We start from the raw sequence: 20049 nt of genomic DNA, 5'->3' as shown, positions 1-20049 counted from the left end.
ACCTTTTCAACCCCAAAGTTTGGATAGTCTCCCGTACGGCTCATCCAAATATAATTAGGGTTCTTATTGGTAGCCGCTACTACAAATCTATCTTGATAAAACGTACATAACTTAGGATATCCATTACTACGGCCCCAACTGCCCATCTTCCATTTAGAAGTAGCTTCGTTTTCAACGATACCATTTAAGATATTGACCTTCATGGTTTTAGCATCTACAAATTCTTTAAATTCGATAATGCCCCATGTAGTGTATGGAAGAATTGAAAGGTCAACATTACATTCACCGCTTTTAATATCTGATTGAATACGTAGCTTTGCATTTGGCTCAATTTTGCCAGCATCTGTTACGTTATAATCATTATTAGAGGAGTATGTACGGTAATCTTTCCAAGTCGTCCCATTATTGGTGGTAATTTGAAGTTTAACGGTACCAGTCCATGTCCCATGCGTTGTAAATTTCCAAGCTAGGTCTTGGTCTGTGGAGTAGGATTCTACATTGTAATTAATGTTGTTGTACTCATTCCATTTATGAACACCGCCCATAAATGACCGTTTTTCTTTTTTCTCTACTACAACACCAGTATTCTTTGTATGAACAGCTGCAACAAAATAGCCTAATTGCATGACCATGCCAACCATATCCGCATTAAATAGATCTTTGCTAGAACGAATTGTATCGCCTGTTACCGTAACGGTAGAGTTAACATCTGTATTGATTGTGTCATACGGTTGTTCCGTTAACTTGTAGGCTTCAAGTCGCCAGTCAGTATCACTATACCGAGATAATGTCTGAATCGGATACTTACCACTACAGATGAACATAACGTCGCCAGATTGACTACAGTTCAAATCAAACAATATATCGCTAGTGAAAGGAGTCGTAACTTCAATACCGGTATAAACTCCGTAGTTCCACACTCGAATATATTTGTCGCCAAACTCGAGCATGAATGAATTATTGGTATTCGTAGTAAATTCAAATAATCGTGTCGGCTTATCGCTATATTTTACTTGCCCCACATATTGACTGCCTTGACGCTTAGCAACGGCCCCATATGGACGAATAACCACATTCTCTGCTTCCAATAAGGCACTTTTATATTGCTCCAAATCAAAGCGACTCGACACATCCGGCGATACTTCTCCAGTTGTAAATGCTAATTGCGATATATAAAGAGGATTACCCATTACCAATCCCTCGCTTTCACATAACTGGAGATATATACTGCATCTTGCTTACGTTCCTTTGCGTTCATTCCTTTGGCTTCTTGAACTGCTGCTTGATATAGTTTATAAGACTGGTCAAATAAACCTCTATCACCAGTAAGTGGCATAGCCAACGCACTAGCCAATTTGCATTGCAACATGTACAAGGATATAGAATCCCATACATTCAAATCTTTAACATCATATATATAATCAATAAATGCTAGTGGTACATCACTCACTATGCATTTTTTGTTGTTTCCAATATTAAATATGTTGTATTCCGGTTGCGATTCCGCATGAAAGCGATCGCCTTGTGGAATAACTCCTAATATCCGAATACATTGTTCCGGATATGCGTATACATAATTCCACCCATTAATTTTATGAGCAGACAATACCAATCTTTCATTTTTGCGAGCAAAATTCCATTCAAATTGTCGCAATACCAACTGTCTTGTTGCATCATATTGCATACGGCATTGACGGCCTTGCTCAGTTTCTTCTTCATATGAATAAAGCAACCCTGCGTTAATTAATGCAAGTGCTTGATTACAAATGTCAGTAGGTGTCATGGTTCCCCCTATATGGTAATAGAGGGATGCATAAGCACCCCTCATATTGTCACTTATTCTTCCGTAGTATCGGTTTTCTTTTTGCTTGTTTTCTTAGGCTTTTCGTTACCAGTATTTTCATCTGGTGGATTTTCATTGCCGGTATTATCACCTTCAGTATTTTCATCTGGTGGATTTTTGTCACCCGGTTCTGTTTCAGGAGGCTGAGTTTCAGTAGACGGTTCTTTGTCTTTAGCCTTAGATTTTGGGTTAAAGATTTTTGCTACTTCATCTTCATTACCAGAGAAAAGCTGTTTAAAATAATCAGGCTCAAACTCTTTAATTTCTTCTTCAGAGAAATTAATACTTTCACCTTCTTGAATTAATCCACGGTTACCATGGTACATCGTTACGTTAGCTGTAAAAATCATAGTCTCACCTCTTATTTCAAATTCACACCATCTGTTAAGAATGATGTAATCGTAGCGGCAGTCATATTATTCGCATTGATGCGAATGAACTTTTTCGCACCTGCAGGAAGTCGACCTTTGTATTCTGTACCAGCCTTAGAGTTTTGTGGCAATGTAATAGCTGTTAACAATGCGGCATCAGCCATATTTTCCTTATCAGACGTGTAAACATTGAATAATGGAGTTCCTGTAACATCTTTGTCCAAACGAATGTACAACCATAAGGCAACGGCAGCATCGCCACCGTTACCATTCATCACCACGTCAGAATTGGTGTTTGCAGTGATTTCTTTTTTCCAGAAAAATGTATTTTGTTCATCAATAATCATTGAATCATGTTCCTTTCTTTACGCAATAACACGAGATTCAGTGCTTAACAATGCATCAATTTTACGAACTGGCACACCGTTTGCACGAGTAACAAGTTTACCCATTTCCATATCTTCAGTGATGGTGGAACCATGTTTTGTGTTCTTTTGCAAACGCAAGAATGTACGCAATGTACGGTTCATATACCAAACTGGGCGAACACCACCAAGATTAGGAATACGTTCTTCCGCTTCAATCATTAAGTTGATAAGATCTGCACCGGCTTTAGCATCATTTGTCAATTTCGTAACATCGATATTGGCAATACGAACAACGTTTCTCCAGTCCCGTACAGTCAAACCAACATCATGTTTAAAGTGAGTACGATATGCCTCGAACATGGAGCCATCTTCTTTAGTAACAGTAACAACACCTTTATCTTCTTGGTGTAAACCTGCTGCAGAACCTTCAGGATAAATGCCATGAACGGATAAAGGACCCCAACCAACAAGCCAAATAGACGCTAAGTTGCCTGTGCCACCTGCATCAAGAATGTTTTCTGCACTTGCTGCCTTATTAATATTAAGAGTATTGAATCGAGGAGCCAAGCCAATGAATTTTTCTGGCGTATTTTCATCGCCATAGAAAATTGTACGGCATAATTCTTGACCCATAGATTCAACGAATGCTTTATCTTCAGTTGCACGGAAGGATGCTTTATCTTTGGATTTATCAACAAGCGCTTTATCAGTTTGAGAGTAAGCTTCAAGCATACCACAAGTGTCAGTAATTTGACGTGTGGAGGATTTAGACGCTTGAACACCGCCATATAATTTACGCCATGTAACATCTGGTAAACCAGTACGTACAGTCGTTACAAAGCTAGACCCTTGGTTACATTCGACCATCGTCATATCTTGAATGATTTCAGTGGATTGGTCCAATTGCTCAATAATTTGAGCGACATTACCATTAGGATCCATTCGTTTTTGCAAATCTAAAAGTGTTAAATTTTGAGTTCCAATTGTAGCCATTAATTATTTACCTCATTTCTTATACATAGATGGATACATGTTTTGTTTTGCTGTTTCTTCATCAGAATTACCGGTTCCAGCTTGTCTTGTACCTTTCCCCGGGTCTTCCTGAACCATTTCACCAACTGTCGCAAATACCTTAATCATGTTGATATTGTTGTCGATATGACTATCAACAAGGTATTTACGTAATTCCGGAACCGCTTTAGTTAATGCTTCGATGCCTTTACCTGCGAGGGCTACAGTTTCATCGAATTTACCGCCTAACTCCTGTTTAGCTTGGTCATAATCCGCTTGTTGCTTTTCAACAATTGCTTGCTCTTGCTGCTCTTGATAAGCAGTCAAGATATTTTGTGCGTACTGACTGCCAAACTTAGCCAGCTCAACAGCCTGTTCCTGTGTTGCACCTACTTGATTAAGTAGCTTACTAAAATCAGCAGATACAGTTTCATCAAGTTCAGTACCTTCAGGGAATGCACCCTTAAAGTCATAAACCGTTGGTTCAGCAGGTGGCGTATTATCACCGCCTAAAACAGATGGATTACTACCTTCACCGCTTGGATTAGCAGGTGGTTCAGCAGGTGGCGTAGGATTGTTTAGGTCCGGATTCGTGCCCGGTTCATTGCCAGTCATGTTATTGTTAGCACCCATATTTTCTTCAGCCATTTTGTTTCTCCTTTTCGACTAAATTATTAAAATATTCTTGTTGCCCGATATATTCGAGCTGTGCTTGGTGGTACTGCTTAACGCCATCGACGCCTAATTTGTTTAGGTCACCATGGAATAACAGCCCTACCTTGCGCTTTCCTTCGTTGAAATATGTCTCACTGTTTCCAGTGAACGATTGCTTTAATATGCCTGAGCGGTCCATGAGCCTACAAAAAAACCACCTACCTAGCTCTGTGCTAAGTACGTGGTTAAGCGCTTGCATATCTCGCTCTTGCATATAATCTTTAATTGTTTTCATCTAAGCACCGTCCATTCCTAGCCACTGCTGTAGTGCAGGATTGCCATCATTGGCGGCGTCTGTTGCTTGTTTGGCCGCACTAGCCATTTGAGGTGCTAATTGTGCAGCCTGAATCAATTGTTGTTGCTGTTCCTGTTCAGCCTGTGCCTGTGCCTGTTGTGCTAAGATTTCTTGATATTCGTCATCGGAACGAATAATCTTAGCCGGCACACCTAAGTTAACTCCGTATGTATTGGCTGCCTCTTCAAAGTTAAACTTGTTAACAATATTCGGATTAGCCTGTGCCAAGGACATGATGAACGCAAAATACTGTTCGATGTTCACTAATGAACTCATCTTTTGCGCTTGGGCAAGTGGTGAGATATATTCAATCTTCACCTCTTGACCATTTAATTGGTCTAAGAGTTCCTCATCCTCAACAGGTGGAAATACACCGGCACGATCTAGGACGGAATACACACGTTCAATGATTGGATTTAAGAATTCAGATAGCAACCGTTCAACAACAGGACCTAATTGTTGTAATTTTTCTTGGGTGCGTTCCATAACTTCACGAGCCGTCATCTGACCCTTGTCGATTTGGTCTAACATCAAGAATAAATCTGCACTATAGGCTCTCTTGATTGAATCCTCTATTACAGCAATCTTATTTTGAATGTCCTGAAGATTGGACGGTACAGCAAACATCGGTTCAACCTTATGTTGACCCTCAATTTCTGTAATGCCACCCGGATACAAGTTAACCGTACTGATAACATCAGATGGTGCTTGCATAGGAGGCTTAACACCCAATTCAACGGCTGTTAGATAATCGAATTCCAACTTCTGCAACATTTGTGAATCTGGTTGTGCGAACCATGCGGCACCTTTGCCGTAACCATTTAAATCCATTGACGTATGTCGAGCGATTGGAATTGGCCATTCTTCAAAGCCACCATGATATAACACTTCATCGCTATTGCTACCTTCAACCCAATAAATGGACGAATACGGCATATTGCGACGTCCTAACTTATCCTTACGGTCTTTGTTAGGCTCAACAAACCAGTTGACTGTGAATGACTGCTGCAAGCTGTTGCCGTTGTCGTAAATATTCTTAACGTTATCTGGACAGTTATCATACCCAAACTGTTCGACAATCTGATCTACTGTCATTTTGTATTTACGGCCAAATACATTTGCGGTTTCTTTGCTATTTGTACTGATAGCATAGGTCCCAATCGGATACGATATGAAACGAACACCAGATTCGGAGTCAGCAAATATTCCCATAGGTGCTTGTCCCATGGGTAACTCCATATAGACTTGATGGACTACGCTGTAGAAATTGGATTTAGCAAGAACCGCATACAAGATTTCTTCACGTTCATCCAATAGTTCAGCAACTTGACTATTAGCTGCTACGTCGATGTTCTCCATGGTTAGCTTAAACCATTTACGGCTTGGAGGCGTTAAGCCGCTCATGACACCACTGGCGAATATTTGACAAGATTCCCAAGCTACAGGGTTTAGGATTTTACCATTGTAAGGTTCAGACTGGTCCTCTTCACCATCAAATTGACCAATAAACGGCAACTGATAGTCACGCAACTGTTTCCACTTATTTACATATCGTTGCTGCGCATTAAACAGCTGAGAGAATTTCTTTCGTAACTTCGTATAATCACGCCTAACAGGCTTAATACCTTCCGTAGGTTGTCTAGCTAGTAAAGATTCCATTTCCGCCATGCTAGCCTCCTAAAATTGATTTTTGACCACTTCCAGTTGGTCCTAAAATAGTAGATTCAAAGCCACGTTTGAATTTGCGTTTAGTTTCTGCCATTTCCTCACCAGTCTGATTGCTCATATTTGTTTGAACAGTCGGAGCCGGAGCAGGTGGTGTATAGTTAGCAGATGCACCTTTCATACACATCTTTATCCCTCACTTTCTACAATTAAAAAGGATTGTAACTCGTATTAGCTACAATCCTATTGCCTGTTTCGCTTTTTTTAACGACCCGCGCAGCAAAGGTCAAGGCTAATGCATCGCCTTTATTTGGTGATGGCAACCCTCGGTCTTTCATATCTTTTTTACTTTCGAGCTGAATATGACCATTCTTATCAATGATCGCTTCAGGTCCTACGATATCATCATATAGTGCTTGGTCATTAGGTGGAATCGAGCCGCCCTCACGAAGCCATTCTTTCATCTGTCCCCACATATACGCCCTCATATTGAGATATACAGGGTCATTACTCTTACCGCCAAACTCAATCAATCGCCATTTGCGCCCTAATTGCTTACCGATAGAATATATCCCTGTACCATATCCCATATCGATGAATACGGCATCTGCTTTGTATTCGTCCTCGAACTGAGCGATGAGTTGAGCCATGCGCCAGTCATCGTCATTTTTAGGAATAGATGCGAGTGACTTCATATAGTAGCCTTGTCGCATGACTATTTCTAAGGAGTCTGAACCAGTCCACGCAGGATCCACACCAATGATTACCGGCAGATGTTCAAATGCTCCCGGTTTGTAAGATTGCTTTTGCGCTTTATCCGCAATTTCAGTAGAAATAAATTGCAAATCTGATGCGGAAGGGAACACACCTCGAACACGAACTTTAAAGAAGTCTGAATCCTCACCGTAAGCCTCTAACCATTCTTCAATTTTCGCTTTGTTAGAAATCTTAACGGTCCGGCTATCAATCTGATATGTATTCCAGAACTTTCTATATTTTCTAAAACATTCACGGAATCGACCACTATTACGAGTAGGGTTACCAAATGCACACCAAATGATTTCAGTGTTAGCATCTGTAAGAGCCCCTTCAGTTACTTCCCAAATGACATCATCAATAGCAGAGGCTTCATCAAATAGAACCAATATCCGATTACCTTGGTTATGTAGACCAGCGAATGATTCAGGGGAATTCTTACTCCAAGGAATGGCATCGATACGCCATGTCTTTTCGTAGTCTTTATCGTTACTGAATATAGCTGTGGCTGTGTAGGTAAACAAATCCTTAGCAATAAACATATTGTGCCATTTGCTAAGTTCTGGCCATGTTTTAGTCCGGAGCTGACCTTCTGTATTAGCAGTTACTACACCACGAGTATTCTCATGAGTAGATATCGCAAAATGAATAAGCCATGATATCAGTGCTGATTTGCCGATACCATGGCCAGATGCTACCGCCTCTTGGATAGCGGTTTGTAGGTCCTTACCTTTCTTTAATTGTTCGCCGATGTCTTTTAAGATTTGTATTTGCCATTCATCGGGACCTTCCATATTCTCTAATGGCGTTCCCGGTTCTCCCCAAGGATAGGCAAAGTATACAAACGCTAATGGATCATGTGTAAGAGCGCCTAATGCCTCAATTAACTCATCATGTTTTTCCATTAGCTCTCTCCCGTGCAGCTTTCAATTTATCCATAGCAGATACTGTAAGCTCACCTTTGACATCGATGTTTTTAGTATCTCTCCATTTTTCAGGATTGCGGTTCTTCAACCAGAATATTTGAGCTGTAACGTCTGGGGGCTGTTGTTTCTTTACAACTTTAACGAGCTTTCCGTTCTCGTATGTTTTTTCCTCATATTCGTAGCCGATAGCACGTTTATGCAAAGCATTTTCGACTTCAAGGTCAATAACTTCCTTCCCTCTTTTAAGGGACTGTAAAAAAGGTAAGGAATCTTTTTTCCAGTTATACAATGTTTTAACTGAAATCCCTATATTTTTTGCTATCTGCTCATCAGTAAGGCCATCACGAGCCCAACCTTCTGCACGCAATAAATTATCTGGGTCAGTTAGCCAGTTTTTTCTATTTACTCGCAATGGATCATCACCTCACTTTAATGTATTACCGCCCTTGCGAATCATCTTCCCATTTTTCCTTACACATAATCCGCATGAATTTCTACTAGCACTTGAATGCGTAATATAGGATTGACATAGGCCATCGTAAAATATCTCATTGGCCGTACATATTCCATTTTTATTATTCAAGCATTTGTGCTTGATGCAGTGTATTTGTGTCATAATTATTTTTGGTAACAAAAAAGGCACATCAATTAAGATGCGCCTTTTTGCGTTTGGTACTCTAAATGCTTAGGAGATGAACTCATGTTCTTCCACTTACAATATATCATAGATATAGAGGACTTAAAAGGTCGATATTAGCCGTTTACCGCCGTTTTCCGTCGGAGTTTATACCCAAGCTCAACAAGTGCCAAATTCTTATATTCTTTTCCTTGCGACTCACCATAACCCACAAATGAATATGCCCCTTTAGCAGACATACCATTGATATATTGTTGCATGAGGATAATGGAGCCAACTGTATTAGTTAATGTATCGATCATATGGCAAGCATCATCACGTTTAGTCAATAGTTCATGGATTTGACGTTTGTACTTCATTTCCATATCTAATAGCCGGTTAATATCATCTTCAATACCTGATGGTTCACCGCCATCTACTCGTTCTTTCCCGTAGTTTACTGAACGTAATGATGTAATATCACTTTTAATACGTTGAATATTACGCTTTAACGACTTAATCCTCAATGCTGCCTTACTTGCCTCGTGTAGATACTCATATGCAAGTTCACGATATTCTTTTTTGCTAAGTTCTACCATAGGACCACCACACAAACAATATTTAATACAAACAGAATACTACATATCACCATATCCCGTATTTGTGATCTAATTATTTTTTGCAATTGCATTCTATATGCATCAGAAACCATAAAATGTTTTAATGCAGCAGCTTCACGATAAGAGTAATAGGACATTTTAAAAATAACCACAAGGTAAATCGCCAGTAGAATGTTTATAACAACCATTTCATTCATCGGTATCACCTGCTGACTTCATACAATCAGATTTATTTAGCCCCATACAAGATTTCAATGTATCAGATATTGCATCTTGTTTTATTTCATCTTGCACGGTATCCCACATTAATTTATTTCTGTTTTCATATATACAGAAGTACTCATTTAAAACATGATATTTTATTCTGTACACAAATTCTTCTAAAGACATATTTGAATGTTGAAATTCTATTAAACTTACCCTGTGTCCAATGTTCACATCCCCAATTTTATATTTGATAATAAAACTATCAAAATCATATTTAATTTTAGGTATAAAAACATCATCAATATGAACAATGGTTAACGCACAGGATAAAAAGCTAATAGTATTACCTATTCCTTCTTCAGATAACATACTATGAATTCTCATACTCACCTCTTATGATAGGGCGGATATTTCACCGCCCATATCCTCTACACAATTAACCAATACAATATAAAAGCTATATTAAAAACCACAAATACTATTAATGCGATTAAATAAATTAATGCTCCTATATGTGCTGAAGCATGTATTTTTTGTTTTCTTTTATGTTCACGTCCCAATTCCAATAACTCCTCAATAGAGATATTGCACGTACGCTTTTCTTTTGGGGTATACATTGTTTGCTAAACACCACCTATTTATTAAAGAATGGCAAAAACATCATAATTGTTATGCAAATCAACAATACAAAGCTCCACGCTAACAGTCCAACTATTACAGTTTCAAATATTTTATCTTTCATTTTTTGTTACCGCTAAAATAAGCTTTTTTTAATTCGCTTTCACCTCTAATGCATACATTTTTAGTTTTGTAATACACATCAACATATGTTTCATTACGATCACCATTGTGTGTAACTTCTACATATTCATCAATACTAGGACCACTTACTAATGCTTTCCAGTTTTGTAATGTTTTACAAAACCATACAACATACATGAATTCTAATTCTTCAAATTCATGTCCCATTTCTAATAGCACTTTGCGAGCAGCTTCAATCGCTTTTACTTGTAAGTTACTCATTTATTTATCTCCTTAATTCTTAAAATTATAAAAATATTCCCATATTTTTCGTGATGTGTAAGATTACATAGTCTTCATCATCCTGAATAATCTTATCAGCCATAGTACCGATGAACTTTCGATTGTCATTTTCTAGCACACCAGCAGCTTGTAGCCCATCAAGAATGAACTTCTTGGCAAACGCTACATTGTCAGGATCGTGCCTGGTTGAAGAATGCCATTCAAATAACATGTCTACTTTCCCAGTAACAGGCGTTATACGTTGCTCGATGCATTGAACCCTCACCTGCTCTGTGCACTTTTTCTTCATGGCTGCAGCCGCTATAGTAGAGCCGCGTTCACAGTCGATATATTCATTCAATGTCGGGAACCGGTCATGAGTTTTCTTCCTAAATCTAAACTGACATCGTAGGAGAATCTTCATCGGTGCGATTCTCCAAAAAATATAGCTTCCTCATAATCTTTGCCACGCAATCTATCAATTACTCGTTCGCTATAACGATCTTTTGTTTGGTCATTATTATAATTAGTTGTCAATATAACCGGCTTCTCAGCATGGTATCGTCCAATAATAATGCTTTCAACTTTAGTGTGAACCCAGTCGGATTTAGAATACTCGGCTCCAAAATCATCTAATAACAACATCGGAATATTCCTAAGCTTTTGTTCATAATTTAAAAAAGCTACTCTATCACCATTTTGTAAGGTGAGCATGGTATCCAACAGACTAGGCATAGAAATCATTAAACAGCCTTTACCTAGTCGCATAACCTCTTTTAGAATACTAACCGCAATCGATGTCTTGCCCGTACCAGCTGGGCCCCTTAATATAAGACCCTTACCAGTAGCAAGATTTTCTTTCAGATTATTAGAGTACTTTTTAACTACGTCGTAAGCTTCAGCATTCTCTTTTGGAAAACTACCATGTTTGCGTAACCAGTCAAAATCCATATCGTAATACCTCTTAGGAATTCCGACTGCAGCATAGGTGGTATTAACGTTTGTCTGAATGACTACTGGCTTATCATAGATTGGATAAAAGAACTCATTTTTTACCGTGGACTCTTTCATATTCCGCTTGCCAGTCGACTTGCTCGTCTTTTCTCGAAGAGCCTCTATTGCTGCTGTTACGTTTAGTGGTTCCAAAATCTTTTTGCACCTCCTTCTTTAAATTTCCTGCTGTTACAGTTTCAACATACTTGATGCTATTACCACCATTATCTGCAGTAGTATTGATAGCAACAATAACCCGTTCCGTTCCATAAGACTCAACCAGATCATCCAACCGTTCTTTAATAACAGGTGAAACATCTCCAATTGATTTCATATACAATTCGTAAATGGGTTTGTTTTTTACTCCATCATCGTCAAACATAGATAGAGGATTTTCATCTTCGCGCGCGCGCGTATCTCTCTCTATATTATTAATATCCTTTCCTTTCCTTTCCTTTTGTTCGTTTTGTTCAACGACCGTTGAAGTTCGTTGAACGGTCGTTCGATTTTGTTCCTTTTTTCTTCTAACTTCACCACTTTTAATGCCTGCGAGCCTACGTTGTTCCTGCTTTTTTTCAAATTTACTTCTTCGCTCTTCTTGTCTGCGTATTAAACTAGGAGACCAAAAATACTCGTCATCACACTCAAGCAATTCAAAATCATAAATTAACGAATTTATGAACGAAAAAGATTTATTTGAACAAAAGAAACCTTGTTCATTTTCGTTCAACGGTCGTTCATTTTCGTTCAACGGTCGTTCATTTTCGTTCAAAATTCCTAATTCTTTATCAAGTGCAATAAAAGTATATTTTTTAAAAGGCAGTCTGTAGTCCTCAGATGAAGCTAGTTTTTCAATTAATTTCCACCACCAGGCATATGAAATAACACCAAACTCTGACTCCATTGCCACAATTTTAGGATCATTGCTCGCATTAACATCGTGGCTGAAGTAATATACATCCTTGGCCATTCATCATTCCTCATCTACAAATAAATTATCCTGGGCTCGACGGCCCATAATAAACCTTACGCATTCATCGATTAAGTCTTGAACTGAGATAGCAAATGTAGCATCTTCATACTCAACATTTAGCCAATCAGTCTTAAATTTAAAGGTGTTATGTGTTTTTTCGTCACCAACAGTTCCTTCTACACTGACTTTATCAATCCTAGCGTCATAACTATCATCATATTTGAATTTAAATGTGTTCGCTAAAAAAGGAATTTGAAATTCATCTAAAAATTCAAAATTTTTCTTAACGATAGCTTGTAAATTACTGAATACTTTGAATAATTCAGGACGTGGGTCATCCTTAGACTTGAGTGTAAATACATCTGTGAAGCCTGTTGCTGATGGTTTTTGATACGAAATACTAATGTCGCCATCTTTGATTTGAATTGATTTTATGATCATAAAGGGCTCCTCCCCTGTTCTACGATTACTAACTTGCCAGTAGCAGCTTGAACAGCTCGCTTAAATGTTTCTGAATCTGAGTTGCTATCAGATAAATGTAGTAGGCGTATATCTTGACACTTAGTTAGGTCCATAGACTTGAGAAATTTAATTACATTTTCTAGTGAAAAATGAGATTGGATTAACCGCTCCATTCGCTTTTCATCTAAATAACCAGCTTCTACATGTTGATGTAGGATTTCATAGGAGTGGTTACATTCAACCATGATGTGATCAATATTCTTAAACGTATACCGGCAGTAATAGGTATCTGTGATGTAGAGGAGTTTTTCTTCGCCATCAGAAATTAAAAACCCAACATTAGGAACGTCATGTTCTAATTCAAAAGGCAAAATACTAAAATTGCCTATCGTAAATTGAACCTTAGGTGTAATATATATAGCTTTATGGTTCCCTGTTACATATAGCGCATCTGCAGTGTCTTTTAACATGTATACACGATGTCCGAGCTTTAATAGATCAGTTACAGCCTTGCTATGGTCGCCGTGTTGATGTGTGAGCAACGTGCCGCATAGATGTAAAAAATTAAATCGACAATACCGTTGAATTTCTTTGAAGGATAACCCTGCATCAAGCAGTAATTCATCGCCATTTGTTGAGGTTTTGATTCGGTAGCAGTTCCCTTTCGAGCTACTACCGAATGCTTGAATACTAATCACAATTAATCACCAAACATATTGACTACTTCGCCAGTTTCAGGATTAACAAACTCACTGGTAGGTGCAGGCTCAATATCGATTACTTCGCTATTAGCATTTTGACTAATGGTTTCAGCGACTATATCGGCCGTATCGATGACCTTTCCTTCAACATCAATAATTTCATCTGCAGTCTGTAACCCCATTGAAATTTCAGGTGCTGTAGTTCTGATCAACCATGCCGCAGCTCTGTAACGTAACATTTGATCCGGCATAGTTTTCCATTTAGAGCCTTTCTTGTCATACCAACCTTCCTGTTTGGCTAGTGCGATTGTTACTTCAGGACCTGCGATAATTTCATCTGAACCCTTTTCACGAGTATAAGCAATAATACCTTGAGAGTCTGTTCCTTTTTCGCCAGTAGGTCTATATTTAATAGCTTCAAATCGACCACATTGATTGAATGTTGCAATTAAAAACTTTGAAGACCAGCCAGGATTTCCATATACGATATATAAATTCTGCATTACCATTAAGGGGCTAGCATTCATTCGAGTTGCCATTTCTAATGCAATAATTGCATTCCCCATATTCTGCTCTCCCTGGAATTGTTGAGGGACCAATGTGGAATGTGTAAACATCTTTGCTTGTCGTTGTAATAGTTCAAATCCTTCTGCAGATTGAAAGCCAGGTAAATTTGTATGTTGCTTTACAGCTACTTCATTTGCCATTATGTACCTCCTATGCCACGTTTTCGCATACAGCGTGGATATCTAAATTAGATAAAATGTTATGAATTTCTAAACGGCCCTTTTGAGTCCATTTAGTTGTGATTTTAGAGTCTAAGCGACCATCGCTTCTGCAGAATGTAAAGGTTTCGGATTTAGTGAAGCCTTTTGACATATGCTGCTTATAGAGAATCCATTGATCACCGACCTTACGTTGTAGACCAGCTTCATGTAAGATTTTATTTAATTCTTGAGCGCTCATGCCATAGTCAGCAGCAATTTGTGTAATGGTTAAGCATGATTTACTGGATAGGATTTTATCCACGTAATCCTTAACCGGTTTAAATTCTGCTATCTGCTGCTCTTGCTGAGCGACAATAGCTTTGGTAGCATTGTGCGATTCCACCTCATTAGCATAGGCTCTAAGAGCTTCAGGTAATGTTTTAGGAATTGCTATAGAGTAGGAACCGGTTTTTCTAATAGCAGGAATTACATCATGTGTAATCCAACGTTTAAATTCTTTAGCTTCGGGTTTTCGACTAGAAAGAACCAAGCTATAAAGTCCGTATTCATTTACAGTTAACAAATTTTGATGTCCGCCAGGGGTAGGAATTGAATTCGTACCCTTTTCATCTGCATCTAAACGACCTACTGCTTTTGATGTATCACCAAGACCTAAACATTCGCATACATCTTTTGCTACAAACCACAATTCATTATCTAACTCTTGGACCCTAACCTGCCCAAAAGAAATATTATTAAAAACTTGCAAGTCCTCCATAACTACACCTCCTTAACCACCAGTTGTGGTTCTGATTCATCAACGATCAATTTAATTGTTTGGCTATTAACATGGATAAAGTCTGTTACAGCCTCCGCATTATCGATAAAAACCGGAGCGTTTACTTTAAAATAGCTAGTTAATGCATTGATAATGTCTAATCCGACATTAATTCTCGCAGCATTATTCATGCTACGATATGGAACGCCTTTGTAAGTGGTTTCACAACATTCTTCAACATTGCCATTTAGCATAACGTTGAACGTTTTGAAACGAGCCAATTTAAACCTTGCGTTAATGCTTTCTTCCAACATGGTAACTTTGGCTTTTACGAACTCATCCATAAGATATGATGCCTCATCGAGTTTCATTTTTTCTTCGGATAATTCAGCCTGCTTTGCCTCGAGTTCTGACACACGAAGTTCAATACGCTTAATTTCAGAAAGCTTATTGAGCTCTTGTTCTAACTTCATACGTTCGGTTTTATTGTCTGATATTTTAATCTCGAGTTCAGCAATTTCTTCCGAGTGATCAGAGTTATCATCATCAATCGCCATTTGTAGCATGAGCTCCTCTGCTTTTAAATCAGCATATTCAGAATCGTCATTAATTGCTGGTGCAGTTAATTTACCAATTTCTTCGGATATGGTTTCTTTTAAAATTTCTTTCGCTTTAATGAGGGCTTCTATCGTTTCAACAGGTTCCAAGTAGGTATCTCGTTTTTTGATGCCTTCAATATCCTGTTCCTTTAGCTTGATAGAGTGTTCAATCTCTTCTAGTCGTTTAGACTTCTTGAGATTATAATTCGCTTCTGCTTTAGCATGAGCATCTTGAATTTGCTCTTCAGGAAGTTTTTGCCCACATGTTGGACAATGATCATTAACATCTGCCACAAATGTTTCTGCATTAATCTGACTTCGTTGAATAGTTAATTCTCCAATTAGACCTTGAATAAGATTGATGGACGCTGCTGAGTCATCTATACGTCGTTTTGTATCCTCAAGTCTAGCTGTCAGACTATTGATTTCAGCTACAACAGCATCATATTCATTAGACTTCAGGGAATATTGTTTTTTATATTCCATCTGCAGTTCTGTTTTACGAGCCATAATCTTACGTTGTACATTTTTTAATTCAGCACGTTTATCAACGAGAGAGTGGCCATTCTGCAATAAGGCTTTGTCGTTTTCTAACTTTTCGATATCTGCATTTAAGGTATCAATGTTAAGTCGCAACACTTCTGGATTAGCAGTAACTTCAGGCTTACCTCGTAAGGCTTCATCTATACGAACTGGCAACATATCCAGTTCTTTATTAATAGCTGTTTTCTTTGCTGCCACCACTTTCCGATGATCATCTACACTATGACCAGATAAGATATCTGTTAAAGCTTTTAATTCATCATGGCTTGCGATGACATCTTCATCTGAAATATCACCACACATCTCAAGTAATAACTTACGGCGGTTTTGCCATGAATACGTCTCATTGAAGTACAACGGATTGGTAATTAACTTGAAGATGCTTTCATCGACAAGTGAGCTAACCATTTCTTTGTATTCTTTTTCTTTCTTAGGTACACCATCGACGAAATAATCTGTCGTATGACCTGTGAGCGTTACATCGCCACCACGAGGGGATGAATACTTTTCACGATACACACGTTTGAGTTCAACTGTGCCCCCTTCATCCAATGTAAAAGTGCCTGTGACTTCGTGATTGACTTTATGGATAGGTTCGCCCCCATCCAATGTTTTGATTTCAAAATCAGCCCTATCTAGGCTATCTTTGCCGAATAGTAACCAACACACAGAGTCAAATACAGTCGTTTTACCAGTAGCATTATCGCCACGGATTACGACATCGCCATTAATATTTATGGCAAAGGACTTTAGCCCTTTAAAATTTAGTAATTCTAATTTTGTGAGTTTCATATCATTCTCCTATACAACAGTGGCATCCACATCAATAGTATGAGGTTCAATTTCCAGTTGATTAGCCCATTGCATGACCGTCGAATTAATCTGAGCGTTCTTTTTTAGTTTTTCATTAGCAAAGAGCTTCGCCTGTACTAAGTCGAACATTTGACGGCCTTTCTTCTTACCCTTATTGGCCAATTCTAGGCACGCAACTGGCTTCATAGCATTGTCGGTAACTAATACTATTGCGGTAGTCCCTTTCATGACTCTATCTCGGTATGATCCAACGCAATTTTTTAACCGTTTGCCAGCAGTCATTAAATCTGCTGCAGTTTTCGGAACCATGAAATGCATGCCATTTACATCTGCCTGTAGATGTGGAACTTCAGGAAGCATTACGTCGCCGTACTCCTGTTTGTTGTAAATATTAACTACCACATCATGGAAGTCTTTTAACTTGCAATTAGTATTCCAAACTTGAGCTATATACTTACCATTTATTTGACTGTACATATTAACAATATCCCTGATATCTGATGCAGTGACATTTAACAAATACCGCAATAAATTTCGTTCTCCATATCGCTTGGAAAGACCTCTCCACATATTAAAGATTTTTTGAGTCCTAACACCCATATTCTCATCTAAATGAGCTGCATTAATTATTTTCGCAGATACATCATCGAACCCTTTGTCTCGATTAAGAGTCAATATTGTCCTTCGATTATTTTCATCTTTAAAAACATTTAGCATATCTGATAACTTAACAATCATATGGTCATTAACCATCATGCTACGCAATAATTTACTATCAGGAGCTCGATGATAAATTCGCAATGCTTCTAAGAATCCGGTCCCCTTTTTAGTCATAGTTAATATCGATTCATCAAAAGGAAGGTCTCTTACGTAACCAATCCAATAACATGAACTCCATTTAATTTTACTTTTAATTATTTTAGTCACAGCAGGCATGTCAGGGGCTCTTAGCTTTAAAATCATATTAATCAGCATAGAAAACCCGTATCCGCCATATTCATTAATCGAATGCGGAATATAAATATCTTTTACTTTATATCCACACTGTTCTGTTAAGCGCTTTTCAAATGTTAGACGAAGATTCTTAAAGAGTTTGGCCAAATGTTCTTTATTAACACCATGAACTGCATATGATTTCCCTATGTATTTTAAAATTGGCATAATCGGATTATCATACTCACGAATATAATCGACTGTGAGTTCATGTTTTCTCTTATCTTCATCGATATAAAAAGCTTTTCTGGCTTTGAAATCAAAACGCAAAACCTCTTTATAAGAGCCATCTTCAGACGTTCCATCCCAAAATAGCTGAATACCTTTATATTTAATACGAAGATCGAGAAAGTCTTTGCAATTAACGACCTCAAAAAACATTTCTTTAGGAAATAATTCCTCGTCATCATAGGTTAATATCACTTTGTGTACATATGGTTCGGAGCGAGTTCCACAATTAGGACAAACATAGCATTTAGCACCTGTATAATATCCGCTACCCATGCTATATTTGCGATTCCATGTACCACCAAATGTATGATTGCAGTCACAATGGTGAATTGTTGTGCAAGCAGCATTATAATGTTTTTCAATTATGATGCTATCGAACATTTTACGGATGTATAAACTTGACACAGATTCCATAGAACACCACCGCCTTAATCGCCAAACATAGCAAAGAGGTCAGCGTTTTCTTCTACACTAGGCTCATGCAGCTGCGTTTCATCTGTTGGCGGCTTACTTTCAACTGGCGCAGGTTCTTTAGCTGTTTTAGATTTACGGCTACGCTTTGGCTTTTCTTCCTTTGCCACATCTTCCGTTTTTCCTTTAGGAGCAGCTGACTTAGGAGGCTCTACAACATCAAAGGCTTTTACAATTGCATTAGATGCTTTCATGACACCTTCTGTATACGCTATACCTGCTTGGTATTCTTCAGCATTACCAGGGTCAAGCTCGATCGCTTTGCGTAACATGTCTAGCGACTTCTTACATATATCTGCTTGGCTTTTAAATTGTTGTTTAGACATATTTAAGCCTCCTCTGCCATGATGGATTTTAAATCGGTGATAAGATCATCTGTCAAAGAGTCACTAGATGGACGCGTAACACCATGCTTGCTAAAAATTGCAAGTGCTTTTTTTGCTTTTACCCCATCTTCGCCCATCCATTCACGGAATTCCTTATAAAAGGCTTTTTTATCTACAGGTTCAGGTGTTACATCTAACGTGTTTTCAACTTCCTGCGCAGGCGCATCTTTAGGCTCAATTTCTTCCTGTTGTGGCGTCCGCTCTTCTTTTGGTTCAACAGGTTCTGCGTCTAATGGCTGCACTGGAATATCATCAGATGTTTGTTCTTTAGCAACCTTTTTGACATCCTTCTTGTCAGACTGCTCGCGTTCAACACACTTTTTAAATTCTGCATTGAGCGCCTCTTCAGCAAGTTCAAGGCTCTTACCGTTAGCAGGTTGCACTTCGACAATAGACGTATCGGAAGTTTCTGAGCAATTACCGCAACATTGATGATTAAGAATATAATTCCATTCCGCAATCTGAAGCGCCAAATCTTCTGTATTATTAAAGTTAATAGTTAATACGTTTTTGTTTTCCATGATCATTTCTCCTTGCTTTTTAAAATTTGAATGATATCGTAAAATGGATCGTTAGAATCTATATCTTTATAACGTTCGTCAAAGATAATTTGCTTTTGATATGTTTGCATGGTTCCGATGCAAACTTGAAGATATAAAACTTTGTTATTGTCTGATATATTTTCTTTAATAAATCCAATTGTTGAACCAAGTAATATTGCCAATACTTCTTCATTATTTTCAAAAATCTCTTTGTTATATCTGAGACCCATCTTTTTATTTGGATTAGTTTCATCTACTAAAATTTCAATTCGTTTCATATTTACTCCGTGTTATAATTAATTTAGGTTATTTTACCTAGCTCGCTAGCTGTCCAAGGCTAATAGCGGGCTTTTTCTTTTTCATACGCATTAGCGAACACCCAAACAAGTCCGCCAATAATGAATTGCAATAGAAACTGGAAAAACCCAATTCTATCGATTTC

General features: G+C 38.1%; 26 protein-coding genes. All 26 read right to left on the bottom strand.

Annotated features, from left to right (window positions below):
* A partial coding sequence (locus Q0507_RS00555; RefSeq protein WP_298710836.1) for a hypothetical protein occupies positions 1-1190 on the bottom strand: 1190 nt, incomplete at its 3' end.
* Entirely contained in the window at positions 1190-1783 is a 594-nt protein-coding gene (locus Q0507_RS00550) for a hypothetical protein (RefSeq protein WP_298710831.1), read from the bottom strand. The genes Q0507_RS00550 and Q0507_RS00555, both read right to left, overlap by 1 nt.
* Before the next feature lie 53 nt (positions 1784-1836).
* A complete protein-coding gene (locus Q0507_RS00545; RefSeq protein WP_298710829.1) occupies positions 1837-2193 on the bottom strand; it encodes a hypothetical protein in 357 nt (118 codons plus the stop codon).
* An 11-nt stretch (positions 2194-2204) separates the two neighbouring features.
* Positions 2205-2561: a hypothetical protein gene (locus Q0507_RS00540; protein WP_298710826.1), complete on the bottom strand. Its 357-nt coding sequence runs from the start codon at positions 2559-2561 to the stop codon at positions 2205-2207.
* Positions 2562-2579: 18 nt separating this feature from the next.
* A complete protein-coding gene (locus Q0507_RS00535; RefSeq protein WP_298710823.1) occupies positions 2580-3575 on the bottom strand; it encodes a major capsid protein in 996 nt (331 codons plus the stop codon).
* Positions 3576-3587: 12 nt separating this feature from the next.
* Positions 3588-4241: a hypothetical protein gene (locus tag Q0507_RS00530; protein WP_298710820.1), complete on the bottom strand. Its 654-nt coding sequence runs from the start codon at positions 4239-4241 to the stop codon at positions 3588-3590.
* A complete protein-coding gene (locus Q0507_RS00525; RefSeq protein WP_295816110.1) occupies positions 4234-4542 on the bottom strand; it encodes a hypothetical protein in 309 nt (102 codons plus the stop codon). Before Q0507_RS00525 ends, Q0507_RS00530 begins: the two co-directional genes overlap by 8 nt.
* Positions 4543-6270, bottom strand: coding sequence for a portal protein (locus tag Q0507_RS00520; protein WP_298710817.1), 1728 nt, complete (start codon positions 6268-6270; stop codon positions 4543-4545).
* A gap of 1 nt (position 6271) precedes the next feature.
* A complete protein-coding gene (locus Q0507_RS00515) occupies positions 6272-6454 on the bottom strand; it encodes a hypothetical protein (RefSeq protein WP_298710814.1) in 183 nt (60 codons plus the stop codon).
* A 22-nt stretch (positions 6455-6476) separates the two neighbouring features.
* Complete coding sequence (locus Q0507_RS00510) at positions 6477-7928, bottom strand: terminase (RefSeq protein WP_298710811.1); 1452 nt, start codon at positions 7926-7928, stop codon at positions 6477-6479.
* Positions 7915-8361: a helix-turn-helix domain-containing protein gene (locus Q0507_RS00505; RefSeq protein ID WP_278456965.1), complete on the bottom strand. Its 447-nt coding sequence runs from the start codon at positions 8359-8361 to the stop codon at positions 7915-7917. The genes Q0507_RS00510 and Q0507_RS00505 overlap by 14 nt, the downstream gene beginning before the upstream one ends.
* Positions 8362-8702: 341 nt before the next feature.
* Positions 8703-9164 (bottom strand): hypothetical protein, encoded by a 462-nt coding sequence (locus tag Q0507_RS00500; protein WP_298710806.1) that lies wholly within the window; start codon positions 9162-9164, stop codon positions 8703-8705.
* A 210-nt stretch (positions 9165-9374) separates the two neighbouring features.
* The gene (locus tag Q0507_RS00495; RefSeq protein ID WP_298710803.1) at positions 9375-9776 is read right to left on the bottom strand and encodes a hypothetical protein; all 402 of its coding nucleotides are present in this window, start codon (positions 9774-9776) and stop codon (positions 9375-9377) included.
* Positions 9777-10130: 354 nt separating this feature from the next.
* The gene (locus tag Q0507_RS00490) at positions 10131-10415 is read right to left on the bottom strand and encodes a DUF6275 family protein (RefSeq protein WP_298710800.1); all 285 of its coding nucleotides are present in this window, start codon (positions 10413-10415) and stop codon (positions 10131-10133) included.
* 25 nt (positions 10416-10440) lie between these two features.
* Positions 10441-10839, bottom strand: coding sequence for a hypothetical protein (locus tag Q0507_RS00485; protein WP_298710797.1), 399 nt, complete (start codon positions 10837-10839; stop codon positions 10441-10443).
* Positions 10836-11561 carry an ATP-binding protein gene (locus Q0507_RS00480; RefSeq protein ID WP_298710794.1) on the bottom strand — a complete coding sequence of 242 codons (726 nt, stop codon included), beginning with the start codon at positions 11559-11561 and terminating at the stop codon, positions 10836-10838. The genes Q0507_RS00485 and Q0507_RS00480 overlap by 4 nt, the downstream gene beginning before the upstream one ends.
* Complete coding sequence (locus Q0507_RS00475; protein WP_298710791.1) at positions 11461-12378, bottom strand: Lin1244/Lin1753 domain-containing protein; 918 nt, start codon at positions 12376-12378, stop codon at positions 11461-11463. The genes Q0507_RS00480 and Q0507_RS00475 overlap by 101 nt, the downstream gene beginning before the upstream one ends.
* A 3-nt stretch (positions 12379-12381) precedes the next feature.
* Positions 12382-12822: a hypothetical protein gene (locus Q0507_RS00470; protein ID WP_298710788.1), complete on the bottom strand. Its 441-nt coding sequence runs from the start codon at positions 12820-12822 to the stop codon at positions 12382-12384.
* Positions 12819-13541, bottom strand: a complete 723-nt coding sequence (locus Q0507_RS00465) for an MBL fold metallo-hydrolase (protein ID WP_298710784.1) — start codon at positions 13539-13541, stop codon at positions 12819-12821. Before Q0507_RS00465 ends, Q0507_RS00470 begins: the two co-directional genes overlap by 4 nt.
* Positions 13542-13543: 2 nt before the next feature.
* The gene (locus Q0507_RS00460; protein ID WP_298710781.1) at positions 13544-14251 is read right to left on the bottom strand and encodes a hypothetical protein; all 708 of its coding nucleotides are present in this window, start codon (positions 14249-14251) and stop codon (positions 13544-13546) included.
* Positions 14252-14261: 10 nt separating this feature from the next.
* The gene (locus Q0507_RS00455) at positions 14262-15029 is read right to left on the bottom strand and encodes a phage antirepressor KilAC domain-containing protein (protein ID WP_298710778.1); all 768 of its coding nucleotides are present in this window, start codon (positions 15027-15029) and stop codon (positions 14262-14264) included.
* A 2-nt stretch (positions 15030-15031) separates the two neighbouring features.
* The gene (locus tag Q0507_RS00450; protein WP_298710775.1) at positions 15032-16963 is read right to left on the bottom strand and encodes an AAA family ATPase; all 1932 of its coding nucleotides are present in this window, start codon (positions 16961-16963) and stop codon (positions 15032-15034) included.
* 9 nt (positions 16964-16972) lie between these two features.
* Positions 16973-18622 carry a PcfJ domain-containing protein gene (locus Q0507_RS00445; RefSeq protein WP_298710773.1) on the bottom strand — a complete coding sequence of 550 codons (1650 nt, stop codon included), beginning with the start codon at positions 18620-18622 and terminating at the stop codon, positions 16973-16975.
* A 14-nt stretch (positions 18623-18636) separates the two neighbouring features.
* Entirely contained in the window at positions 18637-19005 is a 369-nt protein-coding gene (locus Q0507_RS00440; protein ID WP_298710770.1) for a hypothetical protein, read from the bottom strand.
* Between the two features lie 2 nt (positions 19006-19007).
* The gene (locus Q0507_RS00435; protein WP_298710767.1) at positions 19008-19586 is read right to left on the bottom strand and encodes a choline-binding protein A; all 579 of its coding nucleotides are present in this window, start codon (positions 19584-19586) and stop codon (positions 19008-19010) included.
* A gap of 2 nt (positions 19587-19588) precedes the next feature.
* The gene (locus tag Q0507_RS00430) at positions 19589-19885 is read right to left on the bottom strand and encodes a hypothetical protein (RefSeq protein WP_298710764.1); all 297 of its coding nucleotides are present in this window, start codon (positions 19883-19885) and stop codon (positions 19589-19591) included.
* Positions 19886-20049 lie beyond the last annotated feature (164 nt).

Origin of the sequence: uncultured Veillonella sp. (genome assembly GCF_938010505.1) — a bacterium.
GTDB lineage: Bacteria > Bacillota > Negativicutes > Veillonellales > Veillonellaceae > Veillonella.
This window is presented reverse-complemented; position numbering and strand designations above follow the sequence as displayed.